Below are 15102 nucleotides of genomic sequence, written 5' to 3'. Positions count from 1 at the left end.
ATGGACGCCTCCGCGCTTCACGCCGAGCGGCGTGCCGCCACCGCGACCGAGCGCCAGTTCTGGTTCGCCGAGCGGATCGCGCCCGGCTCACCCGCCTGGCGCGTGCTGAGCACCGTGCGCATCGACGGCACACCGGACCGGAAGGCCCTGGCCGCCGCGGCGGGGAGGGTGGTCGCGCGGCACCCCGCGCTGCGCTCGGTCTTCGCCCCCGAGGACGGGGAGCTCGGGTGCACGACGGTGGAGCCCGCCGACCCGCCGCTGCTCGAACTCCCGCCGGGCACCGGCTTCGAGGCGGCCGCCCGCGAGCTGGCCCGCACCGCGCTCCTCGACCCGGGCACCGGTCACCATGTGGTGCTAGCGCTCAGCGAGGACGTGGGTGACGCCCCCGGCGCCACGCTGTACGTCCTCACCCACCACCTCGTGTACGACGGGCTGTCCCACGAGGTGTTCACCGCCGACCTCGCGCGGGCCCACGCCCGCGTCCTCGCCGGTGAGCCCGAACCCGCCCCGCTCGCCCACCCCGTACCGCCGCCCCCGGACGCGGCCCGGCGTGCCGAACTCACCGCCTATTGGCGGTCGGCGCTCGACGGCATGCCCGATCTGCCGGGCGACGGCGACGGGCCGACCCAGCGGGACCTCGCCCGGACCGAACCGCACAGTCGCCTCGTCCGGTTCCCCGGCGAGGCGGGCGCCACGGTGCGGGAGGCGGCCCGGCGCCTGGCCTGCCCGCCATTCGCCGTGCTGTTCACGGCGTACGCCCAGGCCCTGTACGACCTGTGCGGGGCCGAGGACTTCTGCGTCGGCACCCCGGTGTCCACCCGGACCCCGGACCTCGAGGACGCGATCGGCTGCCTGCTGACCACCCTGCCGGTGCGGATACGGCGCCCCGCCGAGGCCGGCGCCTGCGAGCGCACCTGGACGACCTTCACCGACGGCCTGTTCCACATGGACCTCCCGCAGGACGACCTGGTCCGTGCCGTGCGCACCCGCCCAGGCCGCCGTATGCCGCTCTACCAGGCCCTGTTCGCGTACGAGAGCTGGCCGCGCCCCGTCCACGACGCGGGCACGGTCCGGATGCGCACCATGCCCGTCACCCCGCTCGGCACCCAGGCCGAGGTCCTGTTCCAGTTGAACGAGCTGCCCGGCCACCGCCTGGAGGGGATGCTCCAGGCCCCCGCCGGCGGGCTCTGGGCGGGACGTCTGGCCGCGCTGTCGGACGCCGTCCGGCACCGGCTCGCCCTGCTCACGACCACCACCGAGGAGATCGCCCGATGACACTAGTGATGTGTCTGCCGTACGCGGGGGCCGGTGCCGGCGTCTACCGCTCCTGGAAGGCCCTGGCCACCGACCGCGCCCGCGCCGTACCCATCCAACTACCAGGCAGAGAGGAGGAGTTCTCCCGGCCCCGCTACACCTCGTTCCCGGAGTGCGTCGCCGACGTCACCCGCCGCATCACCGAGGCCGCGGCCGGCGAGCCCTTCGCCGTCTTCGGCCACAGCTTCGGCGGACTGATCGCCTACGAGGTCACGCGCCATCTCTGCGAGACCGGCGGCCCGGTGCCCGAGCGGCTGATCGTCAGCGGCACCCGCAGCCCCCGCTACCGCGGCTACACCGGTCTCAGCGACGATGACGACGAGGCCGTCAACCGGCTGATGAACGACAGCGCGCGCGGTTTCGAGGCCCTGAACAACCCCGAGCTGCGCGCCATCCTGCTGCCGACGCTCCGCTCCGACGCCCGGCTGCTGGAGCAGTACGGCGACTACCGGCCCGAGGAGTGCGAGCCCCTGCCGGTCCCGCTCACCGCGCTGCGCGGGGTGTCGGACACGCTGGCCACCTCCGAGGGCGTCGCCGACTGGAAGACCTTCACCACGAAGGACTACGCCGAGTACGAGATGCCCGGCGGCCATCTCTACCTGCTGGACTCCATGCCGGAACTGTGGCGCGTCATCGAGGAGCAGCTATGACCGTGGCCCCCCTGCCTCCGCTGCCGGCCGAGGCGGAGTACGGCCAGCTCGGCCTCGCCCGTGCGGGACTGGCCGAGCTGCGCCGGGAAGACCCGGAACTGGCCGAGCTGCTCGACGCGGAGGTCCGCGACCAGGACACCACCCTGGCGATGATCGCCTCCGCCAGCATCGCCGCCCCGTCCGTTCTCGCCGCCGGCGGCTCCGCGCTGTCCAACGTCACCGCCGAGGGCTACCCCGGCGCCCGCTACCACCCCGGAGCGGCCAACTTCGACGAGGTCGAACGGCTCGCCGTGAGCCGGGCCATGGACCTGTTCGGGGCGCGGTACGCCAACGTCCAGCCGCACTCGTGCTCCTCGGCCAACCTCGCCGTGCTCGCCGCCCTCGTGCCGCCCGGCGGCACCCTGCTGGGGCTCGACCTGGACGCGGGCGGCCACCTCACCCACGGTTCCCCGGCCTCGGTCACCGGACGGCACTACCGGGCCGTGCACTACGGCCTCGACGCGCACGGCCTGATCGACTACGAGCAGGTCGCCGCACTCGCCGCCGAACACCGCCCCGCCGTGCTGATCGCGGGCGCCAGCGCCTACCCCCGGACCCTGGACTTCGCCCGCTTCCGGGAGATCGCCGACTCGGTCGGCGCCTACCTCCTGGCCGACATCTCGCACATCGCCGGTCTGGTCGCCGCCGGAGAGCACCCCAGCCCCGTCGACCACGCGCACATCACCACGACCAGCACCTACAAGCAGCTCGGCGGCCCGCGCGGCGGGCTCATCCTCAGCGGCCGCGACCACCGCACCCCCGGCCCCGACGGGCGCACCCCGCTGGACCGGCTGATGCAGCGGGCCGTCTTTCCGCAGAACCAGGGCACCCCCGCCCCCGCCGCGATCGCCGCCAAGGCCCGCGCGTTCGCACTCGCCGCCGAGCCCCGGTTCACCCGCACCGCCCGGCTGACCGTCTCCGGCGCCCACGCGCTCGCCGCCGAACTGGGACGGCTGGGACACCGGGTGCTCACCGGCGGCACCGACAACCACATGGTCCTGATCGACCTCCGCGACAGCCGGCTCACCGGTGTCGTCGCGGAACGGGCCCTGGAGGAGTGCGGCATCCTCGTCAACCGCAACCGCATACCGGGCGACACCCGGTCCCCGCTCGTCACGAGCGGCGTCCGGCTGGGCTGCAACATCCTCGCCCAGCGCGGTATGGGTCCGCAGCACATGCGGGAGTGCGCGGAACTCATGCACGCCGTCCTGGCCGCCACCACACCGCTGAGCGACACCGAGTACCGCGTCGACCCCCATGAGCGCGTCCAACTGCGCGAGCACGTACGGGCGTTGTGCGCCCGCCACCCGCTGCCGCACGCGACCGTCCGGGCCGACGACCCCGGTGCCCTTGGAACAGGAGCCGCCCTGTGAGCCCCGACACCGTGACCGCCGCCGCTCCGGCCGCCTGGCCCGCCGTGCTCGTCCCCGCCGACCGTCCGCGCCGCGCCGGTGCCGAACCGCGCGCGACCGGTGTGGTCCGGGGCGCCCTGGCCGGGGACGGCGCGGCGGGCCACCTGCTCCTCGCCTCCTTCGCCGCCCTGCTGCACCGTCTCACCGGCCAGGACCGGGTCGCGATCGCCACCCCCGAGGGCCTCACCGGATACGCCGTCGCCGAGGACTCCACCACGGCGGACCTCGTCACCGGCCGCACTCCCGTGACGCCCACCGCCGACGCGGGCACGCCCCCGGTGGCGGCCGTCCTGGGCGCCGCGCCGCAGGACGCCCCGCCGTACGAACTGCACCTCGCCCTGGTCCGGCAGGGTGCCGAGTGGACGGCCGAACTGCGCTACGACGAGGGGCTGTTCACCCCCGGCACGGCCGGCCGGGTGCTCTCCCATCTGCGCACCCTGACCGCGCACGCCGTCCAGGACCCGCGCACCCCGGTGTCCCGGCTCGCCCTGCTCACCGCCGAGGAGACGCACCGGGTCCTGACCGAGTGGAACGACACGTCGGCCGACCTGCCGCACGGCACCTGCCTGCACACGGCGTTCGAGGAGCGGGCCGCGGCCACTCCCGATGCGCCCGCCGTCGTCCACGAAGGCCGCACCTGGACCTACGGTGAGGTCAACGCCGCCGCCAACCGGCTGGCCCACCGCCTCCGGGAGGCGGGCGTGGGGCCCGACGCGCGGGTCGGACTGTGCCTGGAGCGCTCCGCCACCCTGCTCACCGCCGTACTGGGCATTCTCAAGGCCGGCGGCGCCTACGTCCCCCTCGACCCGGACTATCCGAGCCGGCGGCTCACCACCATGCTGGAGGGCACCTCCTGCGCCGTCGTCGTCACCGACCGGCTCCGGTCTTCCGTACTGCCCGCTCCGTCGCCCGGCACCGAACGGCTGGTCGTCCTCGCCGACGGCCTCCTCGACGGCACCGCCCCGGAACTCGCCGGCCACCCGGAGACCGACCTTGGCCCCACCGCCGGTCCGGACGACCTCTGCTACGTCATCCACACCTCCGGCTCGACGGGCCTGCCCAAGCCCATCGCGCTGCGCCACCGAGGCGTCGTGAACAACCTCGCGGACCTCAACTCCCGCTACGGCGTCGGGCCGTCGGACCGCGTTCTCGCCCTGTCCTCGCCGAGCTTCGACATGTCGGTGTACGAATTCCTCGGCATCACCGCCGCCGGCGGAACCGTCGTGGTGCCCGAGGCGGACCGCGCCAAGGACGTCGCGTACTGGGCCCAGCTCTTCGACCGGCACGACGTCACCGTCTGGAACTCCGCACCCGCCCTGCTGGAACTGGTCACCGAGCACCTGGAGCACACCGGGAGCGCGGCCCTGGCCCGGCTGCGCCTGGTCATGCTCGGCGGCGACTGGGTCCCGGTGTCGCTGCCCGACCGGGTCCGGGCGCTCGCCCCCGGCGTCCGCTTCATCGTCCTCGGCGGCGCCACCGAGGCGTCGATCCACTCCACCCTCTACGAGGTCGCGGAGACCGACCCTGCCTGGACGAGCATCCCCTACGGCCGGCCCATGGCCAACCAGCGCGCCTACGTCCTGGATGACGCGGGGCAGCCGGTTCCGCCCGGTGTCGCCGGCGAACTCCACCTCGCCGGCACCGGCCTGGCCCGCGGCTACCTGGACCGTCCCGAGCTGACGGCCGAACGGTTCCTGGAGTGGTCGTACGGCGACGTGAGCGACCGCCTCTACCGGACCGGGGACCTCGCCCGCTGGCGCCCCGACGGTGTCCTGGAGCTGCTCGGCCGCAAGGACTTCCAGGTCAAGCTGCACGGACTGCGCGTCGAACTGGGCGAGATCGAAGCCGTGCTGCGCGCCCACCCCGCCGTGCGGGAGGCCGTCGTCACGGCGAGGGAGGACGCGGCCGGCGGCCGGCACCTGGTCGGCCACGCCGTCGCCCACCCCGGTCCGGCGCCGCGCCCCGACGAACTGCGCGCCCACCTGGCCAAGGCGCTGCCGTCGTACATGGTGCCGTCGGCGGTCCTCGTGCTGGACGAGCTGCCCCTCAACGTCAACGGCAAGCTCGACCGCAAGGCCCTCGGCGCCCTCGCCGTGACGCCGGACGAACCGGGTTCCGGCCCCGCATCCACCGAGGTTCCGGTCGGCGCCTGGGAGGAGTACCTCGCCGCGGTCTGGCAGGACATCCTCGGCACCGGGCCGGTCGGCCGCGACGACGACTTCTTCGCGCTCGGCGGCGACTCCATGTCCGCCCTGCGGTGTCTGACCCGCATCGGCAACGGCCTGCGCTGGCCCGACCTGTTCCGCCACCCGACGGTCCGGGGGCTCGCCGCCCACCTCACCGCGGCCGGATGCACGCCGCCGTCCGCCTGACGCGTACCGGCCCGGTTCCCGCCCGGTGAACCGGGCCGGTCACGCCCGCGTCCCCGTACCCGCCCATGGAGGAGAAACCGTGACGGTCCATACCGACACCGACGCGCCGCCGCTCACCGCCGAGGCGTTCCGGTCCGTCTTCCGGCACCACGCGGCCGGGGTCGCCGTGGTGACCGCGCACGCCGGCCGCCCGGCCGGGTTCACCGCCACCTCGCTCTCCTCCGTGGCGGCGGCGCCGCCCACCCTCTCGTTCTCCATGAGCACCGCCTCGTCGAGTTGGCCCGTCTTCCGGGAGGCGTCCCACGTCGGGGTGCACATCCTCGCGGAGAGCCAGCGGGACCTCGCGGCGACCTTCGCCGCCGGCGGCCCGGACCGCTTCGCCGCACCGACCCGCTGGCGGCGCGGCCCGCACGGCGTCCCGGTGCTGGACGGCGTACTGGCCTGGCTGGTGTGCCGGGTCGAGGCGGCCGTCCCCGCGGGGGAACACCGGCTGATCGTCGCCCGCGCCCTCACGGTCGAGCCCCCTTCCGGCGGCCGCCCACTGCTGTACCACGACCGCGCCTACGCCCGGCTCAGCGAGGGATGACCTTCCGGCGACTACCAGGGCAGCACCCCCGCCCCCTCCTGAAACGTCCCGCTCACCTCCCCCTCGCAAGCCAGCCGCACAATCACCCCCGCCCCCTCCTGAACACTCCGCGTCCCCGTGTGGTGGTTCAGGTCCGTTGCCGTGAAGCCCGGGTCCGCCGCGTTGATGCGCAGGTTGGGGAACGCCTTCGCGTACTGCACGGTCAGCATGTTCAGGGCCGCCTTGGAGGCGGGGTAGGAGAGGTCGGGGTAGAAGTGCTCCGGGGCGGACGGGTCGGCGAGGGCGCGGGTGAGGGCCAGGCCGCTGCTGACGTTGACCACGACCGGGGCGGGGGAGCGGAGGAGGAGGGGGAGGAAGGCTTGGAGGACGCGTACCGGGCCGAAGACGTTCGTCTCGAAGACCTTCCGTACGTCGTCCGCCGTCACCGCCGCCGGGTCGACGAAGCCGCCGTCCGGGCGGCGCGGCTCGATGCCGGCGTTGTTGACCAGGACGTCCAAGCCGCCCGCCGCCTCCAGCGTGCGGACCGCCGCGAGTACGGACGCGTCGTCGGTCACGTCGAGCTGTACGAAGGTCGCGCCCAGTTCCTCGGCCGCCCGCCTGCCCCGCGCCTCGTCGCGGGCGCCCACGTACACGGTGTGGCCCTCGGCCAGCAGGCGGCGGGCGGTCTCGTAACCGAGGCCCTTGTTCGCTCCGATGATCAATGTGTTCGTCATGGTTCCAGCCTCCGCCGGGCGCGCGCGGGCAGCCAGAGGACCGGTTTTCCTGGGACCGGCGGTACCAGGCGGGCGCACGCCCCGCGCGGCACACTGGACCGTATGGCGAGCGCGGAACTCGGGACGGCGATCCACCGCTGGCGGGACCGGCTCCCGCCCGGCGAGGCGGGGCTGCCCCTGGGCGGGCGCAGGCGGGCCTCGGGGCTGCGGCGGGAGGAGCTGGCCCAGCTCGCCGGGATCTCCGTCGACTATGTGACCCGGCTGGAGCAGGGCCGGGCCACCAACCCCTCCTCCCAGGTCGTGGAGGCGCTCACCCGGGCGCTGCGCCTGTCGGCGGCCGAGCGCGACCATCTGTACCGGCTCGCCGGACTCGCCCCGCCCGCCCCGACGAGCGTGCCCACCTTCATCCCGCCCAGCGTGCACCGGCTGCTGGACCGGCTCGGCCGCACCCCGGTCGCCGTCTACGACGCCACCTGGACCCTGCTCACCGCCAACCCGCCCTACGCGGCCCTCATGGGCGACTCCACCCGCTGGAAGGGGCGCCAACTCAACGGTGTCTGGCGGCACTTCGCCGGACCCGGTTCCGGCGTACGGCACACTCCCGAGTCCCTGGCCGCCTTCGAGTCCGCCCTCGTCGCCGACCTCCGCGCGGCCGCCGGACGCTACCCCGACGACCGCGCCCTCGCCGTGCTGATCGCCGAACTGCGTACGCAGAGCGCCCGGTTCGCGGAACTGTGGGACAGCGGCACCGTCGGCGTCCATGACGCGGCGCGCAAGACCATCGACCACCCGGTGGTCGGCCCGCTGACCCTCGACTGCGACATCCTCTCCGTCGCGGGCAGCGATCTGCGGGTCATGGTCTACACCGCCGAACCCGGCACCGAGGACGCCGAACGCCTCGCCCTGCTCATGGTGTTGGGGACCCAGGAGGTGGCCGTCTGAGCGCTCGTGGGTACCCGTAAGCGCATCCCGCCGAACGGAAGGGAAGCACCATGGCCTCCACAACACGCCCCCGCGCGGGCCGACTTCGGACCTGGCTGACCCTCGCCACCGACAACTGGCTCTCCCGCGGCTACCTCCTGGTGGCCGGCTCCGCGCTCGGGTTCTTCCTCTGGGCCGTCTACCTCTCGCCGGACCCCGGCTTCGCCGCGATCTGGCCCTTCGCCGCCACCCTGCCGCTCAGCGCCGTCGCCTTCCTCGCGCCCTCGCCCGAACTCGACCCCTCGGTGGACTGGCTCACCCCGCTGCTCTTCGCCGCCTGGGTGACACTGTGCGCGCTGGTCAACGCCGGGCTGCTCGGCATGGCGGTACGCGCCTTCCGTACCCGCTCGGCGGCCTAGGCACCCGCCAGCGGATACCGGTGCACCGGTGGCAGCTCCGTCAGCAGGCCCGGCCACACCGTGTCGATGACATGCGCGCTCGGGGTGAACAGCGGCCGGGGCAGCGCCGCCGGGTCGTGCCACTCCCAGCGGTCGATCAACTCCGGCTCCCGTACGCTCGGTTCACCCTTGTACGCGCTCACCCGCACCGCCGCCGTCACGCGCGGGATGCCGTGCACCGAGTCCATCAGCAGCGCCAGCAGCCGCGCGTCCTCCGCCTCGGCCCGCAGCCCCGTCTCCTCGGCCAACTCCCGTACGGCGGCCTCCGCGAAGCCCTCCCCGGCGTCGTTCTTGCCGCCCGGCAGCTCCCACACTCCGCGCTTCTTCGACCAGCCCAGCAGCACCCGGCCCGCCGCGTCGGTCACGGCGACCCCGGCACCGGTGAGCGCGTGCGGCGAGGGCCGCCCCTTGTCGGCGTAGGTCATGTTCACTTCTTCCTTCCGATGGGGCCTGTCACCCCTGCTTCCGCCATGCCTCGACCCCCAGTCTGCCCGTCGTGCCGAGGTCCAGTTCCGGCGTCACCGTCACCGGCGCGGCGCCGGCCCTGGCGCGGACGCGGAGGTAGGGGGCGTTCACGGCGCCGCCGACCGCCTGCACCGTGTTGCGCCAGACGATGCCGGACAGGGCGCGCTCGCCGGGCTGCAGGGTGAGGGGCCGGGCCACGTCGGGTGGGCCGCCGAGCTGGGCGACCTCGGCGGAGGGCAGTATCTTCACCCCCTCGACCCGCTCGTGCTCGGCGTCGATGATCTCCAACTCCGGCCGCCCGTCCACCGCGTACGGCTCCTTGCCGCAGTTCTCCAGGTGCAGGCCCACCACGCGCAGCCCCATCGCCGCGTCCCCCTCGTCGGCGTACACCCGCACTCCGGACGCGGGGCACGGGCCGCCGGGGGCCGGGGCCTCGGCGCTCGGGATGCTGCGGACGGACAGGAGCGACACGCTGGTGCCGCCCGCGGTGTCCCCGTAGCCCCGGCTCATCGCCACCCGGCCGCGTACGGTCTTCCCTGGCCCGACCGGGCCCACGACCCGGCTTGCCCCGGTGTATCCCGTGGCGTCGAAGAGGACCGTGTACGTCATGTCGTGCGCGGCCGGGTTGGTCACCTCGAACTCCGCCGTCAGGGAACTCGACCGGCAGACGCCCTCCTCGTCGATCGCACCGGCGTACGTCCGGGTGATCCGTACCCCGTCCCGGACGGTCCCCGTACTGGACGGCACCGGCGTGGGCGTGCCCGGCGGGCGCGGGGCGTCGGCGGTGGCCGTGGGACGGTCGTGAGGGATTTCGCCGTAGCGCGGGGCCTTCGACGGGCACAAGGACTCCGCCCGCACCCCGCCCGCGCCGGGCTCGGCGGTGCCGCACCCGGCGAGGGCCAGAAGAGCGAGCACTCCCGCACCTGCAAATGATCTGCGCATCCGGCGAGTTGACCAGGAGCGGCCCCCACCGGCTGTGGTGGAAGCCACTCCTCCGGTCACAGGGCTGTCACAGCGTCCCGTCCCGCTTCTCGAACGCCCGCAGAATCCGGTCCGCCGCCAGGGTCGCCGTCAACGACCCGTCCCTGACCTCCTGTTCGAGGTCCGGTGCGAGTCGCCTGACCTCGGGGTCGGCGTGCAGCCGGCCCAGCAGCTCGTCGCGGACCATCGCCCAGGTCCAACGCACCTGCTGATCACGCCTCTTGGCGGTCAGCCGGCCGGTGGAGTCCAGCAGGGTGCGGTGCTGCTCCAGCCGCTCCCACACCGTGTCCAGCCCGCTCGTCTCGCGGGCGCTGCAATGCAGCACGGGCGGGGTCCAGAAGGCGTCCTTGCCGTGCATCAGCCGCAGCGCGCCCGCGAGTTCACGGGCCGCGGCCCGCGCGTCCTTCTCGTGCGGACCGTCCGCCTTGTTGACGGCGATCACGTCGGCCAGCTCCAGCACACCCTTCTTGATGCCCTGGAGCTGGTCGCCGGTGCGGGCCAGAGTGAGCAGCAGGAAGGAGTCCACCATGTCGGCGACCGCGGTCTCCGACTGGCCGACGCCGACCGTCTCCACCAGGATCACGTCGTACCCGGCCGCCTCCATGACCACGATGGACTCGCGGGTCGCCTTCGCCACCCCGCCCAGCGTGCCCGCGCTGGGGGAGGGGCGGACGAACGCGTGCGGGTCCACCGCGAGGCGCTCCATCCGGGTCTTGTCGCCCAAAATCGAGCCGCCGGTGCGCGTCGAGGACGGGTCCACGGCGAGGACGGCAACCCGGTGGCCCTGTTCGGTGAGCATGGTGCCGAACGCGTCGATGAACGTGGACTTGCCCACGCCCGGCACCCCGCTCACCCCGATCCGCCGCGCCCGCCCGCTGTGCGGCAGCAGCTCGGTCAGCAACTCCTGTGCCAGCGCGCGGTGTTGCGGGCGAGTGGACTCGACCAGGGTGATCGCGCGGGCCACCAGGGCGCGCTTGCCGTCCAGCACGCCCTTCACATAGGTGTCGAGATCGATCGCGGCCATGCCGGGCTCAGAGGTCGTGACCGAGGTCGGCGGCGAGCCGCTTCACCAGGTCGTGCGCCGCGTCCGGGATGACCGTGCCGGGCGGGAACACCGCCGTCGCGCCCATCTCCAGCAGCGTCGGCACGTCCTGCGGCGGGATCACCCCGCCCACCACGACCATGATGTCCTCACGCCCCTCCTCGGCCAGCTTCTCCCGCAGCGCCGGGACCAGCGTGAGGTGCCCTGCGGCCAGCGAGGACACCCCGACCACGTGCACGTCCGCCTCCACCGCCTGCCGGGCGACCTCGTCCGGCGTCTGGAACAGCGGGCCGACGTCGACGTCGAAACCGAGGTCGGCGAACGCGGTGGCGATCACCTTCTGGCCCCGGTCGTGCCCGTCCTGGCCCATCTTGGCGACCAGGATGCGCGGCCGGCGCCCCTCGGCCTCCTCGAAGGCGTCCACCAGGGCACGGGTGCGGTCCACCGACGGGGACTCGCCTGCTTCGTTGCGGTACACCCCGGAAATGGTACGGATCTGGCTCGCGTGCCGGCCGTACACCTTCTCCAGCGCGTCCGAGATCTCGCCCACCGTCGCCTTGGCGCGGGCCGCGTTCACCGCCAGTTCCAGCAGGTTGCCCTCGCCTTCCGCCGCGCGGGTCAGCGCGTCCAGCGCGTCCCGGCACGCGGTGTCGTCCCGCTCCGCGCGCAGCCGCCGCAGCTTCTCGATCTGCTGGGCGCGCACCGAGGAGTTGTCGACCTTGAGCACGTCGATCTGCTCGTCGGTGTCCACCCGGTACTTGTTGACGCCGATCACCAGCTGCCGCCCGGAGTCGATCCGGGCCTGGGTGCGCGCCGCCGCCTCCTCCACCCGGAGCTTGGGGATGCCCGCGTCGATGGCTTGCGCCATGCCGCCCGCCGCCTCGACCTCCTGGATGTGCGCCCACGCCTTGCGCGCGAGGTCGTACGTCAGCCGCTCCACGTACGCGCTGCCGCCCCACGGGTCGATGACCCGGGTGGTGCCCGACTCCTGCTGGATCAGCAGCTGGGTGTTGCGGGCGATGCGCGCGGAGAAGTCGGTGGGCAACGCCAGTGCCTCGTCGAGGGCGTTGGTGTGCAGCGACTGGGTGTGGCCCTGGGTCGCGGCCATCGCCTCCACGCAGGTGCGCGTGACGTTGTTGAACACGTCCTGCGCGGTCAGCGACCAGCCCGAGGTCTGCGAATGGGTGCGCAGCGACAGGGACTTGGCGTTCTGCGGGTCGAACTGCTTGACCAGCTTGGCCCACAGCAGCCGGGCCGCCCTGAGTTTGGCGACCTCCATGAAGAAGTTCATGCCGATAGCCCAGAAGAACGACAGCCGGGGCGCGAACGCGTCCACGTCCAGCCCCGCCTCCCGGCCCGCCCGGATGTACTCCACGCCGTCCGCGAGGGTGTACGCCAGCTCCAAGTCGGCCGTCGCGCCCGCCTCTTGGATGTGGTAGCCCGAGATGGAGATGGAGTTGTAGCGCGGCATCCGCTGCGAGGTGTACGCGAAGATGTCGGAGATGATCCGCATCGACGGCTTCGGCGGATAGATGTAGGTGTTGCGGACCATGAACTCCTTGAGGATGTCGTTCTGAATGGTCCCGGCCAGCTTCTCGGGCGGTACGCCCTGCTCCTCCGCCGCCACGATGTACAGCGCCAGCACCGGCAGCACGGCGCCGTTCATCGTCATCGACACGGTCATCCGGTCCAGCGGGATGCCGTCGAACAACTGCCGCATGTCGAGGATCGAGTCGATGGCCACGCCCGCCATGCCGACGTCACCCATCACGCGCGGGTGGTCGCTGTCGTAACCCCGGTGCGTGGGCAGGTCGAAGGCGACCGACAGACCCTTCTGACCGGCGGCCAGATTGCGCCGGTAGAACGCGTTGGACTCCTCGGCCGTGGAGAAACCCGCGTACTGCCGGATCGTCCAGGGCTGATTGACGTACATCGTCGGGTACGGCCCGCGCAGATACGGCGCCATGCCCGGATACGTGTCCAGGAAGTCCAGGCCCTCCAGGTCACGGCCGGTGTACAGCCCCTTGACCTCGATGCCCTCGGGCGTCTCCCACAGCGGCTCACCGCCCCCGGTGTCCCGCTTGACCGCGGCACACCACTCCTCGGCGCCCACGTCGACGGCCGGGGTGCCCAGCTCGATGCCGGAGAAGTCGGGGATTCCCATCAGGACGCTCCCATGCGGTCGAGAGTCGCGGTCAGGGCGGCGATGGCGTCGCAGCCCGCGAAGACGTAGTGGTCGACGCCCGCGTACTCGGCGGGGCGGCCCGCCAGGTGGATCTGGTGGGCGCCGGCCGCGCGGAGGGCCTCGGCGGCCTGTTCGGCCTCCTCGGCGTAGCGGGCGTCGCTGGAGCAGAGGACCGCCTCGGTGGCGCCGCTCTCCTCGAAGTTCCCGCCGGTGACCGGTTCGATGCCGCCCGCCTGGAAGAGGTTGGCGGCGAAGGAGGCGCGGGCGGTGTGCTCGGCGGCCGGGCCGAGCGTGGCGAGGAAGATGCGGGGGCGGGCGCCGGTCGCGGCCAGTTGGGCGTCGGAGCGGGCGCGCAGCGCCTCGTACGCCTCGTCCCGGCGCACGCGCGGCAGGCCGCCGGACGGGGGCTCGGGGGCGGGCTCGCGGTGCACCGGCTTCTCGTCCAGGAAGGGGAACTCGCTGACCCCGGTGATGGGTTCGCGGCGCTTGGCGAGCTTCGCGGACCGCTCCGCCCAAGTGCGCGCGAGGTCGTCGCGGAGCCGTCCGGAGCGCAACACGGCGGCCTGACCGCCGTCCCGCTCGATGGACCGGAAGAACTCCCAGGCAGCGTGCGCCAGTTCGTCGGTCAGCCGCTCCACGTACCAGGAACCGCCCGCCGGGTCGACGACCCGCGCCAGGTGCGACTCCTCGACCAGGATCGTGGAGGTGTTGCGGGCGATACGGCGGGCGAACGCGTCGGGCAGGCCCAGCGCGTGGTCGAACGGCAGCACCGTCACGGCGTCGGCGCCGCCCACCCCGGCGGCCAGCGTGGCGACCGTCGTGCGCAGCATGTTCACCCACGGATCGCGCCGGGACATCATCACCGGCGAGGTCACCGCGTGCTGCACCTGTGCGCCCGCGCCCGGCGCCCCGCACACTTCGGCGACCCGCGCCCAAAGCCGGCGCGCCGCGCGGAGCTTGGCGATGGTGAGGAACTGGTCGGCGGTCGCCGCGTACCGGAACTCGATCTGGGCGGCGGCCTGTTCGGCACTCAGCCCGGCCTCGGTCAGCTCCCGCAGATACGCCACGGCGGTGGCCAGCGAGGCACCCAGTTCCTGCGCGGCCGAGCCGCCCGCCTCGTGGTACGGCAGCGCGTCCACGGTCAGCGTGCGCAGCCCCGGATACGCGGCGGCACGGGCCGCGAGCGCGGCCACGGGTGCGAAGGCCGGCGGGGTGCCGGTGCGGGCCTCGTACCCCAGCGGGTCGGCGCCCAGGGTGCCGCGCACGTCCTCGGGGGCGACGCCCCGCTCCTCGTACAGCTTCAGCAGCGCGTCCGCGGCCGCCTCGGTGTCGGCGCCCGCGTCCAGGGCCACGGGGGCGAGGTCCAGGTAGACGCCGTCGAGCGCGCGACCGAGGTCCGCGACCGGGATGCCGCCCGCGCCGAGCACCAGCCAGAGGGAGGTGACGCCGTTCTCCAGGTCGGCCAGCACCGAGCCGTCGGAGAGCGCCGCGTGCCGCTGCCGTATGTCCCAGCCGCCGGGGGTGTTGCCCACCGGGCGGCCGCCGCGGGTGAACGGCGCGAAGCCGGGCAGGCCGGGGTCGGGCGCGGCGTCGCGCGGGGTGTACAGCGGCCGGGTGCGCAGCCCGTCCTCGAGCGTGGTGGACAGGGCGTCCTCGACCGCCGCGCCGGAGACTTCCTTGCCGGACTTGCGCAGGACACCCTCGACCAGGCGTTGCCACTGCTCATGCGTCGCGTCAGGGAACTCGGCGGCCAGTGAGAGCCCGTCGTCAGGCAGGACCGTCATGCTCGGATGTTAGGACAGGGTGCTCAGGTGACAGCAGAACGATGGCCTGTGACGTTCCCCTCGTTGCGATGGTGATCCGGGCCTCCCGAGGCCCCTACCGGCGCCCTGTGCACGGCAGATGGGCCGGACGCCGGATCAGGGCTGTGTCGCACAGTGTGTCGTTGTTGGGCTGAACGGGTG

The 15102-nt window shown here is 73.5% G+C and carries 13 protein-coding genes; 7 read left to right on the top strand and 6 right to left on the bottom strand.

The window, feature by feature from the left end; translation table 11 throughout:
* The 5 genes from E5083_RS16135 to E5083_RS16115 all read left to right on the top strand — a co-directional run bounded on the left by E5083_RS16135 (position 1) and on the right by E5083_RS16115 (position 6373).
* Positions 1 to 1275 (top strand): condensation domain-containing protein, encoded by a 1275-nt coding sequence (locus E5083_RS16135; RefSeq protein WP_135786385.1) that lies wholly within the window; start codon positions 1 to 3, stop codon positions 1273 to 1275.
* Positions 1272 to 1964 (top strand): thioesterase II family protein, encoded by a 693-nt coding sequence (locus E5083_RS16130; RefSeq protein ID WP_135786384.1) that lies wholly within the window; start codon positions 1272 to 1274, stop codon positions 1962 to 1964. Before E5083_RS16135 ends, E5083_RS16130 begins: the two co-directional genes overlap by 4 nt.
* Positions 1961 to 3376, top strand: a complete 1416-nt coding sequence (locus E5083_RS16125) for a serine hydroxymethyltransferase (RefSeq protein ID WP_135786383.1) — start codon at positions 1961 to 1963, stop codon at positions 3374 to 3376. Before E5083_RS16130 ends, E5083_RS16125 begins: the two co-directional genes overlap by 4 nt.
* Complete coding sequence (locus E5083_RS16120) at positions 3373 to 5787, top strand: non-ribosomal peptide synthetase (RefSeq protein ID WP_135786382.1); 2415 nt, start codon at positions 3373 to 3375, stop codon at positions 5785 to 5787. Before E5083_RS16125 ends, E5083_RS16120 begins: the two co-directional genes overlap by 4 nt.
* A 79-nt stretch (positions 5788 to 5866) precedes the next feature.
* Complete coding sequence (locus E5083_RS16115) at positions 5867 to 6373, top strand: flavin reductase family protein (protein WP_135786381.1); 507 nt, start codon at positions 5867 to 5869, stop codon at positions 6371 to 6373.
* An 11-nt stretch (positions 6374 to 6384) separates the two neighbouring features.
* Here the strand turns inward: E5083_RS16115 and E5083_RS16110 are convergent, their stop codons facing one another.
* On the bottom strand, positions 6385 to 7086 hold the full coding sequence (locus E5083_RS16110; protein ID WP_135786380.1) for an SDR family NAD(P)-dependent oxidoreductase: 702 nt from the start codon (positions 7084 to 7086) through the stop codon (positions 6385 to 6387).
* A 102-nt stretch (positions 7087 to 7188) separates the two neighbouring features.
* Here E5083_RS16110 and E5083_RS16105 point away from each other — a divergent pair, with 102 nt between their 5' ends.
* Positions 7189 to 8028 carry a helix-turn-helix transcriptional regulator gene (locus E5083_RS16105; RefSeq protein ID WP_135786379.1) on the top strand — a complete coding sequence of 280 codons (840 nt, stop codon included), beginning with the start codon at positions 7189 to 7191 and terminating at the stop codon, positions 8026 to 8028.
* Positions 8029 to 8078: 50 nt separating this feature from the next.
* The gene (locus E5083_RS16100) at positions 8079 to 8426 is read left to right on the top strand and encodes an SCO4225 family membrane protein (RefSeq protein ID WP_135786378.1); all 348 of its coding nucleotides are present in this window, start codon (positions 8079 to 8081) and stop codon (positions 8424 to 8426) included.
* On the opposite strand, the gene E5083_RS16095 is transcribed toward E5083_RS16100, so the two are convergent.
* From E5083_RS16095 to E5083_RS16075, 5 genes are all read right to left on the bottom strand, one after another.
* Positions 8423 to 8890, bottom strand: a complete 468-nt coding sequence (locus E5083_RS16095) for a nucleotide triphosphate diphosphatase NUDT15 (protein WP_135786377.1) — start codon at positions 8888 to 8890, stop codon at positions 8423 to 8425. The two genes, E5083_RS16100 and E5083_RS16095, sit on opposite strands and share 4 nt — an antisense overlap.
* Before the next feature lie 28 nt (positions 8891 to 8918).
* Complete coding sequence (locus E5083_RS16090) at positions 8919 to 9845, bottom strand: DUF4232 domain-containing protein (RefSeq protein WP_244317519.1); 927 nt, start codon at positions 9843 to 9845, stop codon at positions 8919 to 8921.
* Between the two features lie 94 nt (positions 9846 to 9939).
* A complete protein-coding gene (meaB, locus tag E5083_RS16085) occupies positions 9940 to 10935 on the bottom strand; it encodes a methylmalonyl Co-A mutase-associated GTPase MeaB (protein WP_135786375.1) in 996 nt (331 codons plus the stop codon).
* A 7-nt stretch (positions 10936 to 10942) separates the two neighbouring features.
* Positions 10943 to 13117, bottom strand: a complete 2175-nt coding sequence (gene scpA / locus E5083_RS16080; RefSeq protein ID WP_135786374.1) for a methylmalonyl-CoA mutase — start codon at positions 13115 to 13117, stop codon at positions 10943 to 10945.
* A complete protein-coding gene (locus E5083_RS16075; protein WP_135786373.1) occupies positions 13117 to 14922 on the bottom strand; it encodes a methylmalonyl-CoA mutase family protein in 1806 nt (601 codons plus the stop codon). The genes scpA and E5083_RS16075 overlap by 1 nt, the downstream gene beginning before the upstream one ends.
* Between the last annotated feature and the right edge of the window lie 180 nt (positions 14923 to 15102).

Origin of the sequence: Streptomyces bauhiniae (assembly GCF_004784475.1) — a bacterium.
GTDB lineage: Bacteria > Actinomycetota > Actinomycetes > Streptomycetales > Streptomycetaceae > Streptomyces > Streptomyces seoulensis.
Note: the sequence above shows the minus strand (reverse complement) of the source record. Positions and strands in the feature narration are given on the sequence as shown.